The organism is Salibacterium sp. K-3, assembly GCF_054052005.1.
In genome coordinates, this window is record NZ_JBSVZE010000001.1 from 1114311 (window position 1) to 1137366 (window position 23056).

Sequence of the window (23056 nt, forward strand, 5' to 3'; positions counted from 1 at the left end):
TCGTTGGAAAAGCTGTTCATACTGAAAAGTAGAACCGGAGGCAAAGGAGCAGGTGAATATGGAGTTTGTCCATTTACATATTCATACGGAATACAGTCTGCTGGAAAGTACAGCCCGGATGGACACCCTCATCCAACAAGCTGCCGCCCTCGGTATGAAAGCCCTTGCGATTACCGATAAGAATGCCATGCACGGTGTTGTTCCTTTTTATAAAAAATGCGTAAGTGCCGGAATCAAGCCGATCATAGGACTCGAGCTGTGGGTGGAAGGCATGGAACGCAGTGGAAGTTACCCTGTGGTATTGCTGGCGGAAAACAACAGCGGCTATCGGGAGCTGATGCGTTTATCCACTGTAAAGCAGACAGAACAGACGATAACGATGGAAAGAACAGCCGGTATCCTGGAAAACGCCGTGCTTCTGTTTCCTTATGCAGAAAGTGAACCGGCAGCTCTTCTTCGTGACGGGGAAACCACAAAAGCGGTAGATGTGCTCCGCGGATGGAACAAGGCGGCAGCAGAGGCGTTGTATCTTGAACGACAGCCGGTGTATGGAGAAGAAGAGCTTGTACAGGCGTGGAAAGGTCTGGCCGGTGAAGCCGGTCTTCCTCTTGCTGCCGGCTTCAACGTCCATATGGCTGCTGCAGAAGAGCAGGAGGCGCTGCTTGCATTGAAGGCGGTGGAGACGGGAAAGCCTCTTACAGAAGTAGCGCGCGGGGAGATCAAACATCAGGGATGGATAAACGATACAGAGGGGGAATACTACCTTCTGCAGCATGAACCGGAGGCTGTCCGGGAGACGAACCGGATTGCAGAAAGGTGCACGGTGACGATTGATTTTAATCAGCCGCTCCTTCCTTCTTTCCCCCTTCCATCAGGGTACACTTCTGAGTCTCTGTTAAGAGAACAATGCGAAAGAGGCGTGGAACGCCGCTACGATGATCCGGGAGCGGAAATTTGGGAGCGTCTCCGCCATGAATTAACGATCATCCGCGACATGGGGTTTGAAGATTATTTTCTTCTCGTCGCCGACTTTGTTGATTTTGCAAGAAAACAGGGAATGCTTGTGGGGCCCGGGAGAGGATCGGCGGCCGGAAGCATCGTCTCCTATGCTCTGGAAATTACCGACGTGGACCCGGTGCGCCATGATCTTCTTTTTGAGCGGTTTCTCAATCCGGAACGCCTGAATATGCCGGATATTGATATTGATTTTCCAGATTACCGCCGGGATGAAGTCATCGAATACGCAGCCAGGACTTACGGCCGTGAACATGTAGCCCAGATTGTGACGTTTGGTACATTTGGAGCCCGGGCAGCGATTCGTGATACAGGACGAATTCTGGAAGCACCGCAGGCGCTGGTAGACAGGCTGTCTTCCTATATTCCGCAGGGCCAGGGGGCCTCTCTGAACAAGGCGTACCAGGAAAACCAGGCGATGCGGGAGCTTCTGGACAAAGAAGCGACAGCCAAAGCGATGTTCAGGCTTGCCGTTCAGCTGGAAGGGCTGCCGCGTCATACCTCGGTTCATGCAGCTGGCGTTGTGATGAGCGGAAGCCGTCTGTTTGACCATGTCCCTCTTATGAAAAAAGACGAAGGGATTCTTTTAACACAATACGCCATGCATGAACTTGAAGAACTCGGACTGCTGAAGATGGATTTTCTCGGACTGCGGAATTTGACTCTTATCGAGCGGATTACGGCGTCGATTCGTTACAGGGAGAAAGAAACCATCGATCTGCGCAGCCTTCCGCTTGATGATGAACCTGCCTATGCCCTGCTTTCACGGGGGGACACGACCGGGATTTTCCAGCTGGAATCTGCCGGTATGCGGCGCGCGCTGAAACAGATACGTCCGGAGCGGTTTGAGGATATTGCGGCCGTAAATGCGTTGTACAGACCAGGACCGATGGAAAATATACCAGTATATGCAGAGCGAAAAAACAATAATGTCGAACCGGATTATCTTCATGACGATCTGAAAAAAGTTCTGGCTCCTACGTATGGAGTTATTGTGTACCAGGAACAGATTATGCAGATTGCATCCATTATGGGAGGATATTCCTTCGGTCAGTCGGATCTTCTTCGGCGGGCGGTAAGTAAAAAAGACAGGGATGTGCTGGAACAGGAGAGGGCCGGATTTCTGGAGGGGGCCATGGCTCTTGGTTATCATACAGAAACAGCGGAAAAGGTATATGACCTTATTGTAAAATTTGCAGATTATGGATTTAATCGTTCCCATGCGGCCGCCTACAGTTTAATTGCTTATTATCTGGCCTATCTGAAAGCTCATTACCCCGCCCATTTTTATGCTGCGCACCTCACCCTCCAATCCGGAAATCCTGACAAGATGGGAGAATATATCAGAGAGGCCGTACGAAGCAATATTGATGTCCTTCCTCCATCCGTGAATGAAAGCACTACTGTCTTTCAGGCTTTCCGCGATTCCATCCGCTTCGGCCTGCTGCCGATCAAATACATGAATGCAGCCATGGCCCGCCTGTTGGTGGAAGAGCGTAAACGTGGAAAATACAGCGGATTTATCGATTTTTTGATGAGGATGGATGAGCAGCTGCTGCGGCGCAGGCCGCTGGAAATGCTTATCAAAGGCGGCGCTTTTGATGAGTTTGGTGTCGACCGCGCTGTCCTGCTCGGTTCGCTGGACCGTGCGCTGGAATACGTGGCATTCCAGAAAGAGCTGGGAGGGCTTTTATCAGAGGGAGGAATGGACTTTCGATTTGTGGAGATGCCTCCGTTTACAGAACTGGAGAAATATGAAGCGGAAAAAGAAGCGGCGGGTTTTTATCTGACCGGGCATCCCCTTCAAAAATATGAACAGGTGCTTGCTCCTTTTGAACCGCTGCCGTTTCATGAAGAGTTTCCCGGCGGGCGGCGCACCTTCTGGGCGGCAGGTGTGCTGGAAGAGGTCAAACATGTCAGGACAAGGCAGGGACAGTCCATGGCCTTTGGAAGCCTGACTGATGGTACGGGATCGATGGAAGCTGTATTTTTCCCAAACGTGTACCGAAACGCCTCCGGTCTGCTTCAGGAACAGCAGCCGATACTTCTCCGCGGCCGCCGGGATAAAAAAACGGAAGAAAATAAACTGCTTGTAGAGGAAGTGCTGGATCTTGAAGAGCTGCAGCAGACGGTTGATGATGTACTTTATTTAAAACTGGACAGCCGCAGCACCGGTAAAGCTAAAAAAATCGAAGAGATTGTAAAACAGTACCCAGGAGGGACCGCGGTCTGTCTGTATTATGAAAACGAAAAAACAGCCGTCAGGCTCTCGGATAAATACCGGGTCAGCGAAAAAGACGCGCTGCTGCAGGAGCTGAAGACTATCCTCCCTGAAGAATTTGTTGTTTTAAAGAAACATAGAGGGTGAACAAGTTATTTTCATCTGTTATAATAAGATAAGTTTTGCAGTGGCACCAAATTGATACGGAGGAATCATCAGTACGCGGATAAGGAAGAAGGAGAGTGGAGAATTTGCCAACCACGAGAGAAGAAGCATTGCAGATCCATCGGGAAAACCAGGGGAAACTGGAGTCCAAATCCAAGGTGCCTGTACGGAACACTAGAGATTTAAGTCTTGCCTATTCCCCCGGAGTGGCCGAACCTTGTAAAGCGATTTTTGAAGATAAACAGAAGGTTTTCGACTACACGATGAAAGGCAATATGGTTGCTGTGGTCTCAGATGGCTCAGCCGTTCTGGGGCTGGGAAATATAGGGCCGGAGGCTGCTCTTCCCGTCATGGAAGGCAAAGCGGTTTTGTTCAAATCATTTGCAGGAGTGGACGCTTTTCCAATCTGCCTGGATACATCGGATGTGGACAGAATTGTGGAGACCGTTAAGCTGCTTCAGCCCACTTTCGGCGGCGTAAACCTGGAGGATATTGCGGCACCGAACTGCTTCATCATTGAAGAACGGCTGAAAAAGGAAATCAATATTCCAGTGTTCCATGATGATCAGCACGGTACAGCTATTGTTACGGCTGCCGGCCTGATTAACGCATTAAAACTGAGCGGCAAGTCCCTGTCCGAACTGAAGATTGTCGTAAACGGCGCGGGTTCGGCAGGGATTGCCATCATCAAGCTTCTTCTGCGGATGGGCGTCCGCGACGTTATTTTGTGCGATTCCAAAGGGGCCATTTACGAAGGAAGAACAACCGGTATGAATGACCAGAAGATGGAGATCGCAAAAGTGACAAACAAAGACAGAGTGGAAGGAAAACTCTCCGATGTTATCGCGGGAACGGATGTGTTTATCGGCGTATCGGTCGCCGGTGCTCTTACAAAGGAAATGGTACAGAGCATGAATGACAATCCGGTCATTTTTGCCATGGCAAATCCTGACCCGGAGATTATGCCGGAAGAAGCGAAAGAGGCAGGTGCTGCGGTCATTGGAACCGGAAGGTCGGATTTTCCGAACCAGGTTAACAATGTCCTTGCATTTCCTGGTATCTTCCGGGGAGCACTGGAAGTGAATGCCACCCACATAAATGAAGAGATGAAGAAGGCGGCGGTTTACGCAGTCGCAGATCTTCTTGCAGAGAGCGAACTGCACCCGGACTACGTCATTCCCGCTCCATTTGATCCGCGTGTGGCTCCTGCGGTAGCCTCTGCTGTTGCCAAAACGGCGATGGAAACCGGCGTTGCGCGCAAAGAGGTGGATCCCGGATACGTAGCAGAAAAAACGACCCGGCTCTCCATCATTGATAAAGAATAACGCGCTGGAAGGGGAAACAGCACGGAAGCTGCCTGTACCGGAGGAAGGCGGCTTTCCTGTTTCCCACATAGACGATAAAAGAAGGTGTCCTCGTGTCATTAAAAGACTTTTTCAATAAAAAAAGAAAATACGCGACGATTCCATCCGAACGTGAACAGGCCGCGCCCGGAAACAGCAATGTCATGACGAAGTGCCCCCAGTGCCGGTCTATTATTTATACAAAAGAACTGAAAAAGCACCATATGGTCTGTTTCAGCTGCGGTCGACATCTGGCTATGAATGCGCATGACCGTATTCACTTTCTTTTGGATGAAGAGACGTTTACGGAATATGACGAACATATTACGTCAGCAGATCCACTGGATTTCCCGGAGTATCAGGAAAAGGTGGAAAAAGATCGGAAAAAAACAGGGTTGAATGAAGCTATCGTCACCGGAGAAGGATACATGGGAGGCTGCCCTGTCGTTCTGGGAGTTATGGACTCCAGGTTCCGGATGGGGAGTATGGGGTCGGCAGCCGGTGAAAAAATCACACGTGCCATTGAACATGCACTTGAGAAGCGCCGTCCCTTTATCATGTTTTCGGCATCGGGCGGAGCACGCATGCAGGAAGGAGTTCTCAGCCTGATGCAGATGGCAAAAACAAGTGCTGCCCTGAAACGGATGGATGAAGCAGGCCTCTTGTATATTTCAGTGATGACAGATCCGACCACCGGCGGCGTGTCCGCCAGTTTTGCGTCGCTTGGGGATTACAATTTTGCCGAACCAAAAGCGATGATAGGTTTTGCCGGGCGCCGTGTGATTGAGGAAACGATTAGAGAAGAGCTTCCGGAAGATTTTCAGACTGCAGAGTTTCTCCTTCAGCACGGTCATCTGGACCGGGTCATTCCGAGGGAGCGGCTGAAGCAGGAACTGGTAACGCTGCTTGATCTTCATGGCTGCAGAGAAACAGAGGGGGGTGAATGAACGTGCACAGCTATCTGCCATTTGAAAAGCCTGTTATTGAATTAAAGGAAAAAATTGCTGAATTAAAATCATTTACGGAAGAAAAAGATATCGATCTATCTGGTGAGATTGCCAGGCTGGAAGAGCGTCTCGAACAGCTTGAAAGTGATATTTACGGCAACCTTCAGCCCTGGCAGCGGGTACAGATAGCCAGGCACGGCGAACGCCCGACAACACTGGATTACATTGAAGAACTGTTCAGCGATTTTATGGAAATGCATGGTGACCGCCTTTACGGAGATGACGAAGCGGTTGTAGGGGGCATTGCCCGCTATAAAGGTTCCCCTGTTACTGTGATAGGCCATCAGCGCGGAAAAGATACAAAAGAAAATCTCAGGAGAAATTTCGGGATGCCGCACCCGGAAGGATATCGAAAGGCGCTGCGCCTGATGAAACAGGCGGAGAAATTTTCCCGTCCCGTAGTATGCTTTATTGACACAAAAGGAGCTTTTCCAGGCAAAGCTGCCGAAGAGCGCGGACAGAGTGAAGCGATTGCCCGCAATTTAATGGAAATGGCGGGACTGAAAGTTCCTGTGGTCTGTATCGTTATCGGCGAAGGCGGAAGCGGAGGCGCATTGGGACTTGGTGTCGGCAATTATATTCATATGCTCGAAAACTCCACGTACTCCGTTATATCTCCGGAAGGGGCATCCTCTATTCTCTGGAAAGATGCCTCCTTTGCAAAGCAGGCTTCCGAAACAATGCGTATCACCGCTCCGGATCTGAAAGAACTGGGAGTTATTGATGAAATGGTTCCGGAAGTAAGAGGAGGTGCTCATAAGGATCTGAAACAGCAGGCTGCCTATATGGATGAGGTGCTGGAACGTTCGTTACATACGCTGCAGTCGCAGTCTGTAGAAGAATTGGTACAGCAGCGCTACGAAAAGTACAAACAAATCGGACAAACGGCTGGTGAAAGCGCTGTCTCTTCCGGTGAATAACACCAATGCTTTCTGAACTCCTCGGGAAGCATTTTTTCTTGATGAAATTTGGACGATTGTATGGCGATCTGGCAATCATTTTTTACAAAGGGTGTGAACGATATGAAAAAAATCGGAGTATTGACCAGCGGTGGAGATTCTCCGGGAATGAATGCGGCAATCCGTGCCGTTGTGCGGAAAGCCATTTACCATGATGTTGAAGTCTATGGTGTGAAATACGGATTTGCAGGGCTTATCAGTAATGACATTGATAAGCTGGAAATCGGTGATGTAGGGGACATTATTCACCGCGGCGGCACAAAGCTGTACACCGCCCGCTGTGAAGAATTTAAAACTCCGGAGGGAAGACAGGTTGCCGTGGATAATCTGAACGCTGTCGGAATCGAAGGGCTTATTGTTATCGGCGGCGACGGTTCATTCCGCGGGGCGGAAAAACTGACAGAGATAGGTTTTCCAACCATCGGCGTGCCGGGAACCATTGATAATGACATTCCGGGTACCGACTATACTATCGGATTTGATACAGCCCTGAACACGGTTATCAATGCGATTGACAAAATCCGTGATACAGCCACGTCTCATGAAAGAACATATGTTATCGAAGTGATGGGTCGGGATGCCGGAGATCTCGCCTTGTGGTCCGGACTGGCGGACGGGGCGGAAACCATTCTGATCCCGGAAGAGAGCTACAATATGGAGGATATCATTAAAAGGCTGCGCCGCGGTCATGAGCGGGGCAAAAAACACAGCATTATCATTGTAGCTGAGGGCGTTGCAAGTGGTCCGGAAGTCGGACAGAAAATCAAGGAAGCGACGGATCTCGAAACACGGGTCACCGTGCTGGGGCATATTCAGCGCGGCGGCTCGCCGACCGGATACGACCGGGTCCTCGCCGGCAGACTGGCTGCCAGTGCCGTAGAACTGCTTCTGGATAACGTGGAAGGCTGCATGGTGGGGATCATCAACAATAAAGTGGAGCACCGAGGTATCAGCGATGTACTCAGCGAAAAACACGCAATCGATAAAGACATGTACCGGCTTTCCCAGGAACTGTCCATCTGACGACGCTGCCAGGGAGAGCTGTGATATAATAAAAACTGGAGAGAAGAGGAGGACTATTATGCGAAAAACGAAAATTGTCTGCACGATCGGCCCTGCAAGTGAATCACCGGACATGATAAGAAAGCTTATCGAAGCGGGGATGGATGTCGCCAGGTTGAACTTTTCCCATGGAGATTATGAAGAACATAAGGGACGAATCGACACGATACGGCGGATCGCCGCCGAAATTGGCAAAAACGTCGGCATACTGCTCGATACAAAGGGACCTGAGGTCAGGACCCATACGATGAAAAACGGAGCGGTTCATCTTCAGGAAGGGCAGCAGCTGATCGTCTCACCGGAGGAAGCAGCAGGGACGGAAGAGAAAATTTCTGTTACATACCCCGGAATTGCCGAAGATCTGGAACCGGGTAAGAAAATTCTTCTGGATGACGGTTTAATAGAACTCGAAGTTACAGATATTAATGGTAATGATGTAAAAACCAAAGTACTGAACAGCGGAGAATTAAAAAATAAAAAAGGTGTCAATCTTCCAAATGTTAAAGTCAATCTACCCGGTATTACTGATAAAGATGCTGAAGATATTAAATTCGGGGTGGAACAGGGTGTTGACTTTATAGCGGCATCGTTTGTCCGCCGTCCTTCCGACGTTCTTGATATAAGAGAGATTCTGGAAAATAGAGGAGCGGAAGACATTCAGATCATTCCGAAAATCGAAAACCAGGAAGGTATCGAAAATGTTGAAGATATTCTTGAGGTTTCCGACGGTCTGATGGTTGCCCGGGGGGATCTTGGGGTGGAGATTCCGCCGGAAGATGTTCCGCTTGCCCAGAAAGAGTTGATCAAACACTGTAATACATCTGCCAAGCCGGTCATTACGGCAACCCAGATGCTGGATTCGATGCAGTGGAATCCACGGCCGACAAGAGCCGAAGCCAGTGACGTGGCGAATGCCATATTTGACGGTACCGACGCTATTATGCTTTCTGGAGAAACGGCTGCCGGTGATTATCCGCTCGAAACTGTGCAGACAATGAGAAACATTGCGATGAAAGCTGAGTCCGCCTTGAAGTATGGAGCCATCTTGAGCCAGCGGACGAAAGAGAGCCACCGTTCCATCACAAATTCCATCGGCCAGTCGGTAGCTCACACTGCCTATAATCTTGATGCCGGAGCTATCCTGACGGCTACTGAAAGCGGCTATACAGCTAAAATTGTTTCCAAATACCGCCCGGAATCACCTATTGCAGCAGTAACGAGCAATGAAAAAGTATACCGCCGGCTGTCGCTTGTATGGGGAGTTACACCGCTTCTCGGCCGAAAAGCGGAAACAACGGATGAGATGCTTGACAGCACGGTGCATGAATCCCTGAAATCAGGACTGGTCGGGCATGGCGACCTGGTGGTCATCACTGCCGGCGTGCCAGTGGGCGAAACCGGAACAACCAACATCATGAAAGTCCATGTCATAGGAGAAGTAATCGGTAAAGGACAGGGCATAGGAACAAAAACAGCCTCGGGTCATGTTGTAACCGCCCGCAATGCCGAAGAAGCGAATGAAAAAATGCAGCAGGGAAACATTCTTGTGACGTATAATACGGATAAAGATATGGTGCCGGCGTTTGAAAAAGCTTCAGCTGTTGTTACCGAAGAAGGCGGATTGACCTCCCATGCTGCGGTGGTGGGCCTTAATCTTGGAACCCCTGTTGTCGTGGGTGTTGAAGGCGCCATGGATCTCTTCGAAGACGGGGAAGAAGTCACGGTCGACAGTGCCCGTGGAGATCTTTACCGCGGCCACGCAAGTGTCCTTTAATTATTGCACGTAACAAAACACAGCTTATGCAAAGGAGGTCTGTCCATCATGGGAAAATGGTTACTGCTTCTATTAATTATTGTGCCCGCTCTTGAAATAGGCGTGTTAATTCTATCCGGAAACACAATCGGGGTGTGGCCGACTATTCTTTTGATTATCCTGACAGGCCTTCTGGGAGCATGGCTGGCAAAAAAAGAGGGAATGGAGACAATCCGTACCGCCCGCCTGCAGATGCAGAACAATGAAGTACCGGGTTCGCTTGTGCTGGATGGAATCTGCATCCTGATTGGAGGGGCAGTACTGCTTACTCCCGGGTTTATTACTGATGCTGCAGGTTTCTTCTTATTGATTCCCTACACAAGAGGTATTGTTAAGGCTCTGCTTCAGAAAGTCTTCAAAAAATTAGCGGACAGCGGCAGCATTGTATTCCTGCATAGAAAATAAACTGGACAGTCTGTTGAAACATGACAGAAACGATATAAATGTGGTAGGATGATAACGAAGTCTATGTGGAAGGATGTACAAAGCGCATCCTTGGACAGTATTGTTTAAGATGATCCTGCTTAACGGCCGGGGAAAACATCAGTCACTTGTAACGAAAGTCATCATTTTCTGTTGTTGATAAGGAAAGGGGTGGGGAAGGAAGAGTTCCTGCTCCCGGAATTTTTGCAGCGTGACCGTAGAAGTAATGTTTACATTCACAACTTTTTAAAAAATGTTTATAATGAAATGGGTTCACCCCGTCCTTCTTACATAGATGACTTGGCCGGAACACCCTGATGAAGTGTGAGTGGAGGATAACTGCAGCGATTTGTGCGCAGAACAGACTGAGTATTCTGATCCACCCGATGATTCACGCATTATGCAGTGTAAAATGTAAGCATTTTCTTTCAGCGGACACTGGTATTTTATTTTCAGGTAAAGGAGAGGTTGGAATGAGCACAACTCGTGGTCTTGAAGGTGTGGTGGCAACATCGTCGAGTGTCAGTTCCATTATTGATGATGTCTTGACGTATCAAGGATTTCATATTGATGATCTGGCTGAAAATGCTTCCTTTGAAGAAGTCATTTTTTTACTATGGAACGGCCGCCTGCCTAAAAAAAGCGAACTGGATCAACTGACAAAAGATTTGGCCGGAAACATGAAGGTACCGGATGAAATTTTTCATTATATGAAGGCTTATCAGACGTCGGATGTTCATCCGATGGCAGCACTGCGTACGGCTGTTTCCCAGCTTGCCCTCTATGATGAGGAGGCGGATGAATTAACGGAAGAAGCCAATAAGAGGAAAGCGGTTCGTCTACAGGCCAAAATACCCGCCGTTGTTACCGGATTCAGCCGTATCCGTGATGGGAAAGAGCCAGTGGCACCGAAAGATTCCCTCAGTTTTGCAGCGAACTTTCTTTACATGCTGAACGGGGAAGAGCCGGATGAAACATCGATAACCGCCTTCAACAAGGCGCTGGTGCTTCACGCGGACCACGAATTGAATGCTTCCACGTTCACCGCCCGGGTTTGTGTGGCAACCCTGTCCGACATTTATTCCGGAGTGACTGCTGCGATCGGCGCTCTGAAAGGCCCTCTGCACGGAGGAGCCAATGAACGAGTCATGGCGATGCTGTCTGATATCGGGGATGTGGACAATGTAGATTCCTACATTCAGAAAGTATTTGATAACAAGGAAAAAATCATGGGCTTCGGCCATCGTGTATACAAGAACGGAGATCCCCGCGCCAAGCATCTGCGGGATATGTCGCGCAGGCTGACAGAAATCACAGGCGAATCCAAGTGGTATGACATGTCCGTAAAGATTGAAAATATTGTTACCAATGAAAAAGGTCTGCTTCCGAATGTGGACTTTTATTCTGCATCTGTTTACCACAGCCTCGGTATCGACCACGACCTGTTCACACCGATTTTTGCAACCAGCCGGGTTTCCGGATGGCTGGCCCACATTCTTGAACAGTATGCAGACAACCGGCTGATCCGTCCGCGGGCGGAATATGTCGGCCCGGATAAACAGGAATATATTCCCGTTGAAAAGCGGTAATGGATGGTAACAACCCTTTGAATCATAAAACAGGAGGTTTTTGTTATGGCTAATGGAGAAAAAATTACAACAACAAACGGAGTACTGAATGTACCGGATGAACCTGTCGTTCCTTATATCGAAGGAGACGGAACCGGACCTGATATCTGGGCGGCAGCAAGCCGTGTCCTGGATGCGGCAGTGGAAAAAGCCTATAACGGCAAGAAAAAAATCCACTGGAAAGAAACGCTCGTAGGAGAAAAAGCTTATAACAATACCGGCGAATGGCTGCCGGACGAATCACTGGAAACGATCCGCGAATACTTAATCGCCATTAAGGGTCCTCTGAGTACGCCGATCGGAGGCGGCATCCGTTCCCTGAATGTGGCGCTCCGCCAGAAACTGGATCTCTTCACATGCCTTCGTCCGGTCCGTCATTTCACCGGCGTACCATCTCCGGTTAAGAATCCGGAAGACGTAAATATGGCTATTTTTCGCGAAAACACTGAAGATATTTATGCCGGGATTGAATATAAGGAAGGTTCCCCTGAAGTAAAGAAAGTTATTGATTTTCTTCAGGATGAAATGGGAGCAGAGAACATCCGCTTTCCGGAAACATCCGGTATCGGCATTAAGCCCGTATCCAAGGAAGGCAGTGAACGACTGATCCGCGCTGCTATTGATTATGCGCTCGAAGAAGGTCTCGAAAGTGTTACACTTGTTCATAAAGGGAACATTATGAAATTCACAGAAGGCTCGTTTAAGGCGTGGGGATATGAACTGGCTGAACGTGAATACGGCGATAAAGTCTTCACTTGGCAGGAATACGATGAGATTGTCGAAAAAGAAGGCAAAGAAGCTGCAAATGCCGCGGAGGATAAAGCGAAAGCGGATGGTAAAATCATTATCAAAGATGCTATTGCTGACATCTTCCTTCAGCAGATTCTGACTCGTCCGAAAGAATTCGACGTTGTCGCAACGATGAACCTGAACGGAGACTACGTTTCAGACGCGCTTGCTGCACAGGTGGGCGGCATCGGCATTGCCCCTGGGGCGAATATTAACTATGAATCCGGCCACGCTATTTTTGAAGCCACCCACGGTACCGCACCGAAATATGCAGGCATGGACAAAGTGAATCCATCGTCTCTCATACTTTCAGGTGAACTGCTTCTGCGTCATCTGGGATGGAATGAAGCCGCTGATCTTGTACTAACCTCCATGGACAAAACGATCGGAAGCAAAGTAGTTACGTACGATTTTGCAAGACTGATGGATGGAGCCAGAGAAGTGAAATGCTCTGAATTCGGTGATGAACTGATCAAAAACATGCAGTAATAGGAGGTCCGGCAGATGGGAATTAACCGCAGAAAGATTTCCGTAATAGGCGCCGGTTTTACCGGTGCAACGACCGCATTGATGACGGCCCAGAAGGAACTCGGAGATGTCGTGCTGGTAGACGTCCCGGATATGGAAGATCCGACAAAGGGAAAAGCACTGGACATGCTTGAAGCGACACCGGTGGAAGGTTCCGATGTGAATGTCACCGGCACATCCAATTATGAAGATACAGCCGGTTCCGATGTAGTGGTCATCACGGCGGGAATTGCTCGGAAACCCGGAATGAGCCGGGATGATCTCGTGAATACAAATGCAAATATCATGAAGTCGGTAACCCGGCAGGTGGTTAACCATTCTCCGGAGTGCTGCATCATTGTTCTGACAAACCCTGCGGACGCGATGACTTATACTGTATTTAAGGAATCCGGTTTTCCGAAAAACCGGGTCATCGGCCAGTCCGGCGTGCTGGATACCGCCCGTTTTCAGACCTTTGTCGCTCAGGAACTTGGAATGTCCGTAGAAGATATTCAGGGATTTGTACTGGGCGGCCACGGTGATGATATGGTACCGCTTATCCGCTATGCCAATGCTGGCGGCGTACCACTTACCAAGCTTCTTTCGCAGGACCGCATCGACGCCATTGTAGAGCGGACCCGGAAAGGAGGCGGCGAGATCGTCGGTCTTCTGGGAAGCGGTAGTGCGTATTATGCTCCAGCTGCCTCGCTTACAAAAATGGTGGAAGCGATCGTCAAAGATAAAAAACGTGTTCTTCCTTCCATCGCGTATCTGGAAGGAGAGTATGGTGAATCCGATCTCTACCTTGGAGTACCTACTATTCTGGGCGGAAACGGTTTGGAGCAAATCATTGAAATTGATCTGACAGAAGAGGAAAAGGCTTCCCTGTCCAAGTCTGTGGAATCTGTCCGGAGTGTCATGGAAGCTCTTCCAGACGAATAAAAAGGTAAAGTCAGCTGTTTCTGGAAACAGCTGACTTTTTTAGGAAAATGAGGTTCAAGCGGGGATTAAGAAGAAACCGTTAATTTGTTGGACGGGTCAAAAGGGGGACCCGCCGGATGGGGGTACATATGTCGCAGAAACTACTTGTTGTCGATGATGAAGAATCCATTATTACGTTGATTTCGTATAATCTCAGCCAGTCCGGATATGAAGTTGATACAGCGATGGATGGTCAGACCGCGATGAACAAAATTAAAAATACACCGTATGATTTGATTGTTCTGGATCTTATGCTTCCGGAAATGGACGGTCTGGAAGTCTGCCGGCAGATTAGACAGGAAAAAATAAAGGTGCCTATCTTAATGTTGACGGCAAAAGATGAAGAATTTGACAAAGTGCTAGGCCTTGAACTGGGTGCTGATGATTACATGACGAAACCTTTCAGCCCAAGAGAACTGGTTGCCCGGGTAAAGGCGATTCTCCGGAGGATTGAGTTAGTACCGGCAGAAGGAACGCCCGAACATGACGATTCCAAAATGGAAATCGGTCATTTAACGATTTATCCGGATAATTATGAAGTATATGTTAACGAAAATCAGCTGGAACTGACCCCTAAAGAATTTGAACTGCTGTTGTACTTATCCAACAATAAAGGCCGGGTAATGACAAGGGATCAGCTGCTGAACGCGGTCTGGCATTATGAGTTTGTCGGAGATACACGAATTGTAGATGTGCACATCAGCCATTTAAGAGAAAAAATTGAACCAAATACAAAAAAACCCATCTACATTAAAACGGTGAGAGGGCTCGGCTACAAATTTGAGGAGCCGGCACATTCATGATGAAATTCCGGACGAGATTGATATTCGGCATTTTGATTGTTATATTATTTGTTCTGGCAGCGCTTGGCGTACTGGTGGGACAGCTTTTAAAAGGCTTTTATGTAGATCAGCTGGAAGAAAGGCTGGGAAAGGAGGCTTCGCTCGCTGCGCTGGCTCTGGAAGATGTGGAAACAGACAGGATGCAGTCGTTTGCTGAAAACATGCAGGAGCGCCTGGATATCAGGGTGACCATCATTGACAAAGACGGTACGGTTCATGCGGAAACAGCGGAAGGAGTGGTGGAAAACGACATCCATGTGCCGGAAATCGAAGAGGCGGATGAATCGGGAGGAGCCAATATCAGATACAGTGAGATCAATGACGATGACTCCCTGTTTTATGCCTACCCTTTTTCCCAAAACGGACGGGAAAGCTATATTCGTCTGGCTGTTCCCGTTGAGCGGCTCGGTGAAATGAACCAGCAGATCTGGCTTTTCATTGGAATCAGTTTTTCCCTGGCATTTGTCATTATTATGACGCTGAGTTACCGGATTGCCAACCAGCTGACACGTCCGATCGGTCAAGTGACAGATGTAGCCAATGAACTTGCGAAAGGTAATTTTAAAGCCAGAACATATGTGGCAGGCAAAGACGAAGTTAGTCAGCTTACCCGTTCAATTAATATTCTGGCCTACAACCTGGATCAAATTACGACCCGGTATCAGACGCAGCAGGAGAGATTGGAAGCATTGATTGATAATATGGGCAGCGGGTTGATTTTTATTAACGACCGCGGTGATATTACGTTAATTAACAAGCACTGCAAAGATATTTTTGATTCGGATACGGATCAGTGGCTGCATCTGGTTTACCATGAAGTGATTCAGGATCCGGAACTTATTAAATTAATTCAGAGGATTTTTCTTACAGAAACAAAAATCAGGCAGCAGGTACAGTTAAATTCCCGGATCGAAGTACATCATTACGACGTCTTCGGCGCTCCCATTGTAGGGGAGAAAGACAAACTGCGCGGTATCGTTCTGGTCCTCCATGATATTACGGAACTGAAAAAGCTGGAGCAGGTACGCAAGGATTTCGTTGCCAATGTTTCGCACGAACTGAAAACACCGGTAACCTCACTGAAAGGATTTACAGAAACCCTTCTTGACGGCGCGATGGAGGATGAAACAGCCAGGAAACAGTTTCTTGATATTATCTGGAAAGAAGGGGACAGGCTGCAGGGACTGATCAGCGACCTGCTTGAACTGTCACATATCGAACAGGAGTTTTTCCGGCTCAACTGGCAGCAGGTCGATGTTTCGAGGACATTTGATGAAGTCATGGAACTATTGTATCCATCTGTTCAACAGAAAGGGCTGAAGCTCATCTCCTACAGGGACGATGATCTTTTCATGGACGGAGATACGGCACGGATCAAACAGATACTGATTAATTTAATGAATAACGCGATTGCTTATACTCTGGAAAATGGTACGATACGTGCGGAAGTGAAACGTGAAGGGGACAATATCGTGTTTGTCGTGGCAGATTCGGGGATCGGTATCAGTAAAGAAGAATGGCCGCGTATTTTTGAACGGTTTTACCGGGTGGATAAAGACCGGAGCCGCCATTCTGGAGGGACCGGCCTCGGTCTTGCGATTGTGAAGCATCTAGTCGAAGCTCATTACGGCAGCATCGACGTGGAAAGTGAAAAACATGCAGGAACCACATTTACGATCACGTTTCCCGTAGAACGGCAGCAGAAATAATTTACAAAAATTTAATACAGGCTACATGATGTGTTAACGTCTCTTCGCTACCATTAATAATGAACGGTTTCTTCTATTTCATATCTCAGCGGCTGACCATCCCTTCACCGCTGAGGGATAGTTGAAATCAACATCCCCTTTTGAGGACGAAAGTCTCCCCTTGACTTTCGTCCTTTTTACATTTGAATCTTTTTTAACCGGTATAGTGAACCGAATCTATCTCATTCACTGTTTTTTTATGACAAATATGAAAAAACGGGGTGGAATACGAACGTAAATATAATATAATGAAAAAGTCGGTATTGTATTCCCTGTCACACGAGGGACAGGGGAACTGCTGCAGGGGGCACAGAAAGGAAAAGGGGGACAGGCTGTGTTTACCATTAAACAGATAATATTAGGTTTCTTTTCCCTTCTTGGTATTGCCATTCTGCTCTTGTTTTTAATTACAGGATGGTATACCGTCGATGAATCGGAGCAGGCAGCTCTGGTTACGTTTGGGGAAGTGAATGAAACCATTACGGAACCGGGCCTGAAGTTCAAGCTGCCGTGGCCGGTTCAGAAAGTGGAAATTCTGCCGGGCTCCACGAATACGACAAGCGTCGGTTACAGCACAACTGAAGACGGAGAAGTAACGGAGTATGAAGATGAAGCGAAAATGATTACCGGTGATGAAAACATATTATTCGTCGATCTCGTCGTACAGTGGCGGATTACGAATCCGGAAGCGTACTTATACAACGCCCGCCAGCCGGACGATATTCTCTACCAGGCTTCGTCTGCTTCATTGCGCGGGGTTATCGGTAATTCGGAAGTGGATGCTGTGCTGACAGACCAGCGTGCCGAAATCGAAGGTACGGTTCTGGAATCTTTGACAGAATTGGTGGAACGGTATGAAATCGGGATTACCGTTTTAGACGTCAAGCTTCAGGATGTAGAACTGCCGACCGAAGAAGTCAGACAGGCCTTTACGGCGGTAACGGATGCACGCGAAGAACGACAGACTAAAATCAATAAAGCCAACCGGTATCGCAATCAGGAAATCAACGAAGCGGAAGGGGAAGAGGATGCCATCATTTCCCGGGCTGAAGGAGAAAGTACTGAACGGGTGGAGGGAGCACGCGGCGAAACATCACGGTTCAATGCTTTGTATGAAGAATACATAAACGAACCGGAAGTAACCAGACAGCGTCTTGTTCTGGAAACGCTTGAAGATGTCCTTCCAAATTCGGAACTGTATATCATTGACAGTCAGCAGGAGACGGTCAATTACCTGCCGATCCGCCCGTTAAACAAAGAAAATGGCGAGCCGTCGGTAGCGCCGGAGGATATTGACCCGGAAGACGTTCCGGAAGGGGGGGACAGTTCCGATGGCCAATGACGACAACAGTAATGTATTTGATATGAAGGAAAGGCGCTTCTCTTCCGGATCGTGGACCAAATGGATACGTTCGGGTATTATACTTGTTGTACTGCTGTTTCTTCTCATCGTCGGTATCATGAACGTATTCATTGTAAAGCAGGATGAATACAAAGTGATCAGCCAATTCGGGGAAGTGGTCAGGATTGCTGAAGAACCGGGACTGAATGCCAAAATACCATTTATTCAGCAGGTATCTTCGATTCCAAAGTATCAGATGAATTATGACATTAATTCAGCGGAGATAAATACCCTTGATCAAAAAAGGGTTCTTGTCGACAATTATGTCGTCTGGAGTATTGATGACCCGCAGTCAATGATTGCCAACGCACGGACGGTGGAAAATGCAGAATCGATTATGGCAAATTTCATAAACTCTGTGATCCGGTCCCAGTTCGGTGAGATGAACTTCGAACAGATTATAAACGAAGAGAATGAATCAGCCCGCGGGGATATAAATGAAAGAGTCCGGGAACGTGTGAATGAACTGCTGTCAGCAGACAACTACGGTATTTCGGTGACGGATGTTCGTATGAAACGGACGGATCTCCCTGAAGAAAATGAAGAATCGGTGTATCAACGCATGATATCAGAACGGGAATCTACGGCTCAGGAGTATCTCTCCGAAGGGGATGCCGAGGCGAACCGGATCCGGGCTAATACCGACCGGGAAGTAAAAGAGCTGATTTCCAGCGCGGAAGCCGATGCCCAGGAGATCATCGGGGAAGGCGAAGCAGAAGCTGCCGCCATTTATAACGATGCCTTCAGTCGTGACCCTGAGTTTTATGAACTGTATAAGACATTACAGACGTATGAGACGACGGTGGATGATGAAACGGTTATTGTTCTGCCTTCGGACTCCCCGTATGCTCGTATCTTAATGGGATATGTAGAGTGATGGAAAAAGCAGCCCTTAAAAAAGGCTGCTTTTTCTAATTTCATAACAGCTGTGGTAAAATAGGAACGGACTATAGAACGGAGTGGAAAGTGGAGGTGGAAGCACTTGGACAAGTTAGTACTTATCGATGGAAACAGTATTGCGTACCGCGCTTTTTTTGCCCTGCCCCTTCTGAATAATGATAAAGGCGTGTACACCAACGCTGTTTATGGATTTACGACAATGCTCCTTAAAATTCTGGAAGAGGAGGACCCGACACATCTTCTGGTAGCCTTTGATGCTGGAAAAACAACATTCCGCCATGAAACATACGGTGAATATAAATCCGGACGTCAGAAGACACCGACGGAGCTGTCGGAGCAGCTTCCGGTCATCCGGGAAATGCTGGACGCCTTTCGAATTTCCTACACGGAAAAAGAAAATTATGAAGCGGATGATATTATCGGTACGTTGTCGAGGCAGGCCGAGGAAAAAGGGTGGATCGTCAAAATTTTTTCAGGGGATAAGGACCTTCTCCAGCTGGTTTCTGATAAGACGACGGTTGCTTTGACAAAAAAGGGCATAACCAATGTGGAAACCTATGACACCGAAGCGATCGAGGAAAAATACGGATTTGTTCCGGAACGGATTGTGGACATGAAAGGCCTGATGGGGGACAGTTCGGATAATATCCCCGGCGTTCCGGGCATCGGAGAAAAGACCGCTCTGAAACTTCTCGGTGAATATGGAAGCGTGGAGAGGGTGCTGGCCTCTATTGATCAGATATCAGGAAAAAAAATGAAAGAACGCCTGGAAGAAAACCGGGAACAGGCACAGATGAGCAGGGAGCTCGCCGTCATATACCGTGACACTCCGCTTGATGTTACTCTCGAATCCCTGAAACGCGGGAACTACGATGAAAAAACAGTAACAGATCTCTTTAAAGAACTGGAATTTCAGACACTGCTGGAAAAGTTTGATTATGAAGAAGAGGCAGCAGAAATGGAAGAGCTGTCATATGAAATCGTGCAGGAGATAGAGGAGGACATGCTCACTTCTCCATCTGCCCTTATTGTCGAAGTTCCGGATGATAACTACCACAATGCCGGGATATGGGGAATGGCAGTTGTGAATAAGAACGGCCGGTACTATATTCCGGCAAAAGCAGCACTTGATTCAGATGTGTTTCGAAGATGGGCGGCTGACCATTCGCAGGAGAAATATATGGTGGACACCAAACGCGGTGTTGTCGCATTAAGCTGGCAGGATACACCATTGGCAGGGGTCACCTTTGATATGCTGATTGCTTCCTATTTAATTGATCCGTCAGCCTCTTCGCACAGCCCTGCTGATATCGCAGCCAGAAAACATAAGCGTATTGTCAATAGTGACGAAGCGGTATATGGAAAAGGGGCGAAGCGGATAAAACCCGGTGAAGCCCCATTGGCAGATCATCTTGTCCGAAAAGCGGAAGCGCTGTTTACGACAAAAGATACCCTGGAAGATGAACTGAAAGCCAATGAACAATATGAATTATTCACAGATCTTGAAATGCCTCTTTCTCTTGTCCTGGCTGAGATGGAAACCAACGGCATACAGGTGGACAAGTCCCGGATTGAAAAAATGGGAGAAGAGCTCGATGCGAAGCTGGAAGAATTAGAAAAAGATATTCATGAACTGGCGGGGACAACGTTCAACATCAATTCCCCGAAACAACTGGGGCCGGTGCTGTTTGAAAAACTGCAGCTGCCGGTGATTAAAAAAACGAAGACAGGCTACTCCACATCCGCTGATGTGCTTGAAAAGCTGGCGGACCAGCACGAGATAATCCCCAAGCTGCTGCATTACAGACAGGTGTCCAAGCTGAAATCCACCTATATCGAAGGACTTTTAAAAGTGATTCATCCGGATACCAGTAAAATTCATACGATTTTTAACCAGGCGATCACCCAGACGGGACGTCTCAGTTCAACAGAACCGAACCTGCAGAACATCCCGGTTCGTCTGGAAGAAGGAAGGAAAATCCGGAAAGCATTCATTCCCTCCGAAAAAGGATGGAAGATACTGGCGGCGGACTACTCCCAGATTGAACTTCGCGTGCTCGCTCATATTGCGGGAGACCGGGGTCTGCTCGAGGCGTTTCAAAATGATATGGACATTCATACAAAGACAGCCATGGATGTGTTCGGTGTTTCCGAAAACGAGGTCACCTCTAATATGAGAAGAAGCGCGAAGGCTGTGAATTTCGGGATCGTCTATGGAATCTCCGACTACGGCCTGTCTCAGAGTCTCGGAATAACAAGGAAGGAAGCAGGCGAGTTTATTGAAAGTTATCTGTCGAGTTACCCGAACGTAAAAGAATACATGGACAATATTAAAGAAGAGGCACGTGAGCAGGGATATGTCACTACGCTTCTGTACCGCAGGCGGTACCTTCCTGAAATCACAAGCCGGAATTTCAATATGCGCTCGTTTGCCGAACGTACAGCAATGAACACGCCGATCCAGGGAACGGCTGCCGATATCATCAAAAAAGCCATGGTGGAAGTAAGTGAAGTGCTGGCGGACAAGAATCTGAAAAGCCGGCTGCTACTTCAAGTGCATGACGAATTGATATTTGAAGTACCTCCGGAAGAGATGGAGACGATGAATAAGCTGGTGCCGGAAATGATGGAGCAGACGATGAAGCTGGATGCTCCTCTGAAAGCCGATGTTTCCTCCGGAGAAACCTGGTACGATGCAAAGTAGAAGGAGAGAACAGAAAGATGCCGGAACTGCCGGAAGTGGAGACGGTCAGACGCACCCTTGAAAAGCTCGCAGGCAGAAAGACAATCCAGAAAGCAGTCGTGAACTGGCCCAGGATGATAAAAAAACCGGATGATGCAGGTGCATTCTGCCTGCAGATTGGAGGACAGACCATTCAGCGTATCGGACGCCGGGGAAAATTTCTCCTGTTTCACCTTGATGATTACGTTCTTGTATCCCACCTGCGGATGGAAGGAAAGTATGAGATGGCGGGAGAAGAGCCGCCGGACCATCATACACATGTACAGTTTTATTTTACCGACGGGTCTGAACTACGTTACAAAGACGTCCGGAAATTCGGTACGATGCACTTATTTGAAGCAGGCACAGAAGATGACGAACTGCCGCTCCGGCAGCTTGGTCCCGAACCCGTTGGAGATAAATCATTCACAGGGGCTTATCTTTACCGGCGGTGTCAAAATACCAGCCGGGATATCAAGACAGTGCTGCTTGATCAGCGGGAAATCGCGGGGCTCGGTAATATTTATGTTGATGAGGCCCTTTTTCAGGCCGGTATCCGCCCTGACGCTGAAGCATCCGCTCTCTCAAAAAAACGGGTGAACCGGCTCCGCCACAGGATTACCGAAACCATCGAAAGAGCAGTAGACAAAGGTGGAAGCTCTGTACGATCCTATGTGAACGGTAACGGCGACATCGGTTATTTTCAACTGGAACTGAATGTATATGGAAGAAAAGGAGAACCATGCCGCAACTGCGGCAGATCAGTGGAAAAAACAATAACAGCGGGCCGCGGCACCCACTTCTGTCCCCGTTGTCAAAGGAGCTGATCCCGCCTGTGAACATCGGCGGACCCCCTGCCATATAGTAACGTAGATTACAGCAGGAAGGGGCTCTTCCGATGGCATCACTATTTTCGTTAAGTATTTTGGCGTTCGCGGTCAGTGTGGACAGTTTCGGAGCCGGGTTGTCCTACGGCCTCCGCAGATTGATCCTGCCCTTCTACTCCTATGTGTGCATCAGTATCTGTTCTTCTCTTTCCGTCCTTGCAGGAGGAGCGGCAGCGGGGTTTTTGAAACGTTCTTTTCCTGCAGGTGTAACAGATGCAGCAGGTGGAGTGATCCTTATTTTGATCGGCCTCTGGGCGGTGATTCAAGTATGCCGGGACCGGGTTGTAACGGCCCGGAACACTTCGCCTTGCCGGGACGATGGAGCATGGAAACAGCTTCTCACTGTCGTAAAGAAACCGGATGAAGCAGACTGGGACAATTCAGGTACAATTAGTGTAAAAGAGGCTGTGTTTCTCGGTGCGGCTTTATCGCTGGATGCCCTGGGAGCAGGCATAGGAGCTTCCCTGCTCGGCTTGTCCCCGTTTTTGCTGGCAGGAGGCGTAGGAATGATGTGCGCACTGTTTCTGTGGCTTGGCATGAAAGGCGGGCAGGTGCTGGCCGGCACCAGGTTCACCCGTCAGTTTTCCTTTCTGCCGGGCATTCTGCTGATAGGACTGGGGCTGTGGAATCTATAAAAATCGAA

17 protein-coding genes are annotated in these 23056 nt (G+C 48.5%); all 17 read left to right on the forward strand.

The genetic code is table 11. From position 1 onward, the window contains the following. Positions 1–58: 58 nt before the first annotated feature. Entirely contained in the window at positions 59–3382 is a 3324-nt protein-coding gene (gene dnaE, locus ACW9JV_RS05380; RefSeq protein WP_457332112.1) for a DNA polymerase III subunit alpha, read from the forward strand. A 104-nt stretch (positions 3383–3486) separates the two neighbouring features. Further along, complete coding sequence (locus tag ACW9JV_RS05385) at positions 3487–4725, forward strand: NAD(P)-dependent malic enzyme (protein ID WP_457334583.1); 1239 nt, start codon at positions 3487–3489, stop codon at positions 4723–4725. A 92-nt stretch (positions 4726–4817) separates the two neighbouring features. Then, a complete protein-coding gene (gene accD, locus ACW9JV_RS05390) occupies positions 4818–5690 on the forward strand; it encodes an acetyl-CoA carboxylase, carboxyltransferase subunit beta (protein ID WP_457332114.1) in 873 nt (290 codons plus the stop codon). Continuing rightward, the gene (accA, locus tag ACW9JV_RS05395; RefSeq protein ID WP_457332117.1) at positions 5687–6670 is read left to right on the forward strand and encodes an acetyl-CoA carboxylase carboxyl transferase subunit alpha; all 984 of its coding nucleotides are present in this window, start codon (positions 5687–5689) and stop codon (positions 6668–6670) included. Before accD ends, accA begins: the two co-directional genes overlap by 4 nt. Positions 6671–6772: 102 nt before the next feature. Continuing rightward, entirely contained in the window at positions 6773–7732 is a 960-nt protein-coding gene (gene pfkA, locus ACW9JV_RS05400; protein ID WP_457332119.1) for a 6-phosphofructokinase, read from the forward strand. Positions 7733–7790: 58 nt separating this feature from the next. Further along, on the forward strand, positions 7791–9545 hold the full coding sequence (pyk, locus tag ACW9JV_RS05405) for a pyruvate kinase (RefSeq protein ID WP_457332121.1): 1755 nt from the start codon (positions 7791–7793) through the stop codon (positions 9543–9545). A 48-nt stretch (positions 9546–9593) separates the two neighbouring features. After that, positions 9594–9989, forward strand: coding sequence for an FxsA family protein (locus tag ACW9JV_RS05410; protein ID WP_457332123.1), 396 nt, complete (start codon positions 9594–9596; stop codon positions 9987–9989). 491 nt (positions 9990–10480) lie between these two features. Continuing rightward, the gene (gene citZ, locus ACW9JV_RS05415; RefSeq protein ID WP_457332125.1) at positions 10481–11596 is read left to right on the forward strand and encodes a citrate synthase; all 1116 of its coding nucleotides are present in this window, start codon (positions 10481–10483) and stop codon (positions 11594–11596) included. Between the two features lie 24 nt (positions 11597–11620). After that, complete coding sequence (gene icd / locus ACW9JV_RS05420; RefSeq protein ID WP_457334585.1) at positions 11621–12913, forward strand: NADP-dependent isocitrate dehydrogenase; 1293 nt, start codon at positions 11621–11623, stop codon at positions 12911–12913. Between the two features lie 15 nt (positions 12914–12928). Continuing rightward, positions 12929–13873 (forward strand): malate dehydrogenase, encoded by a 945-nt coding sequence (gene mdh, locus ACW9JV_RS05425; RefSeq protein WP_457332127.1) that lies wholly within the window; start codon positions 12929–12931, stop codon positions 13871–13873. A gap of 128 nt (positions 13874–14001) precedes the next feature. Further along, positions 14002–14715 (forward strand): response regulator transcription factor, encoded by a 714-nt coding sequence (locus ACW9JV_RS05430; RefSeq protein ID WP_457334587.1) that lies wholly within the window; start codon positions 14002–14004, stop codon positions 14713–14715. Next, positions 14712–16463, forward strand: coding sequence for a two-component system histidine kinase PnpS (gene pnpS / locus ACW9JV_RS05435; protein WP_457332129.1), 1752 nt, complete (start codon positions 14712–14714; stop codon positions 16461–16463). Before ACW9JV_RS05430 ends, pnpS begins: the two co-directional genes overlap by 4 nt. 373 nt (positions 16464–16836) lie before the next feature. Continuing rightward, positions 16837–17844, forward strand: coding sequence for an FtsH protease activity modulator HflK (hflK, locus tag ACW9JV_RS05440; RefSeq protein ID WP_457332131.1), 1008 nt, complete (start codon positions 16837–16839; stop codon positions 17842–17844). Further along, on the forward strand, positions 17834–18781 hold the full coding sequence (gene hflC, locus ACW9JV_RS05445) for a protease modulator HflC (protein WP_457332133.1): 948 nt from the start codon (positions 17834–17836) through the stop codon (positions 18779–18781). Before hflK ends, hflC begins: the two co-directional genes overlap by 11 nt. Positions 18782–18886: 105 nt before the next feature. Further along, the gene (gene polA / locus ACW9JV_RS05450) at positions 18887–21508 is read left to right on the forward strand and encodes a DNA polymerase I (RefSeq protein ID WP_457332135.1); all 2622 of its coding nucleotides are present in this window, start codon (positions 18887–18889) and stop codon (positions 21506–21508) included. 17 nt (positions 21509–21525) lie between these two features. Beyond that, positions 21526–22353, forward strand: a complete 828-nt coding sequence (gene mutM / locus ACW9JV_RS05455) for a DNA-formamidopyrimidine glycosylase (protein WP_457332137.1) — start codon at positions 21526–21528, stop codon at positions 22351–22353. A gap of 71 nt (positions 22354–22424) precedes the next feature. Next, positions 22425–23048 (forward strand): sporulation membrane protein YtaF, encoded by a 624-nt coding sequence (ytaF, locus tag ACW9JV_RS05460; protein ID WP_457332139.1) that lies wholly within the window; start codon positions 22425–22427, stop codon positions 23046–23048. The last annotated feature ends 8 nt before the right edge of the window (positions 23049–23056 follow it).

Excerpts from the sequence above, each read along its gene's own strand:
- dnaE (WP_457332112.1), top strand. The coding sequence starts at position 59 with ATGGAGTTTGTCCATTTACATATTCATACGGAATACAGTCTGCTGGAA.
- accA (WP_457332117.1), top strand. The coding sequence starts at position 5,687 with ATGAACGTGCACAGCTATCTGCCATTTGAAAAGCCTGTTATTGAATTA.
- pfkA (WP_457332119.1), top strand. The coding sequence starts at position 6,773 with ATGAAAAAAATCGGAGTATTGACCAGCGGTGGAGATTCTCCGGGAATG.
- pyk (WP_457332121.1), top strand. The coding sequence starts at position 7,791 with ATGCGAAAAACGAAAATTGTCTGCACGATCGGCCCTGCAAGTGAATCA.
- ACW9JV_RS05410 (WP_457332123.1), top strand. The coding sequence starts at position 9,594 with ATGGGAAAATGGTTACTGCTTCTATTAATTATTGTGCCCGCTCTTGAA.
- citZ (WP_457332125.1), top strand. The coding sequence starts at position 10,481 with ATGAGCACAACTCGTGGTCTTGAAGGTGTGGTGGCAACATCGTCGAGT.
- mdh (WP_457332127.1), top strand. The coding sequence starts at position 12,929 with ATGGGAATTAACCGCAGAAAGATTTCCGTAATAGGCGCCGGTTTTACC.
- ACW9JV_RS05430 (WP_457334587.1), top strand. The coding sequence starts at position 14,002 with ATGTCGCAGAAACTACTTGTTGTCGATGATGAAGAATCCATTATTACG.
- pnpS (WP_457332129.1), top strand. The coding sequence starts at position 14,712 with ATGATGAAATTCCGGACGAGATTGATATTCGGCATTTTGATTGTTATA.
- hflC (WP_457332133.1), top strand. The coding sequence starts at position 17,834 with ATGGCCAATGACGACAACAGTAATGTATTTGATATGAAGGAAAGGCGC.
- mutM (WP_457332137.1), top strand. The coding sequence starts at position 21,526 with ATGCCGGAACTGCCGGAAGTGGAGACGGTCAGACGCACCCTTGAAAAG.
- ytaF (WP_457332139.1), top strand. The coding sequence starts at position 22,425 with ATGGCATCACTATTTTCGTTAAGTATTTTGGCGTTCGCGGTCAGTGTG.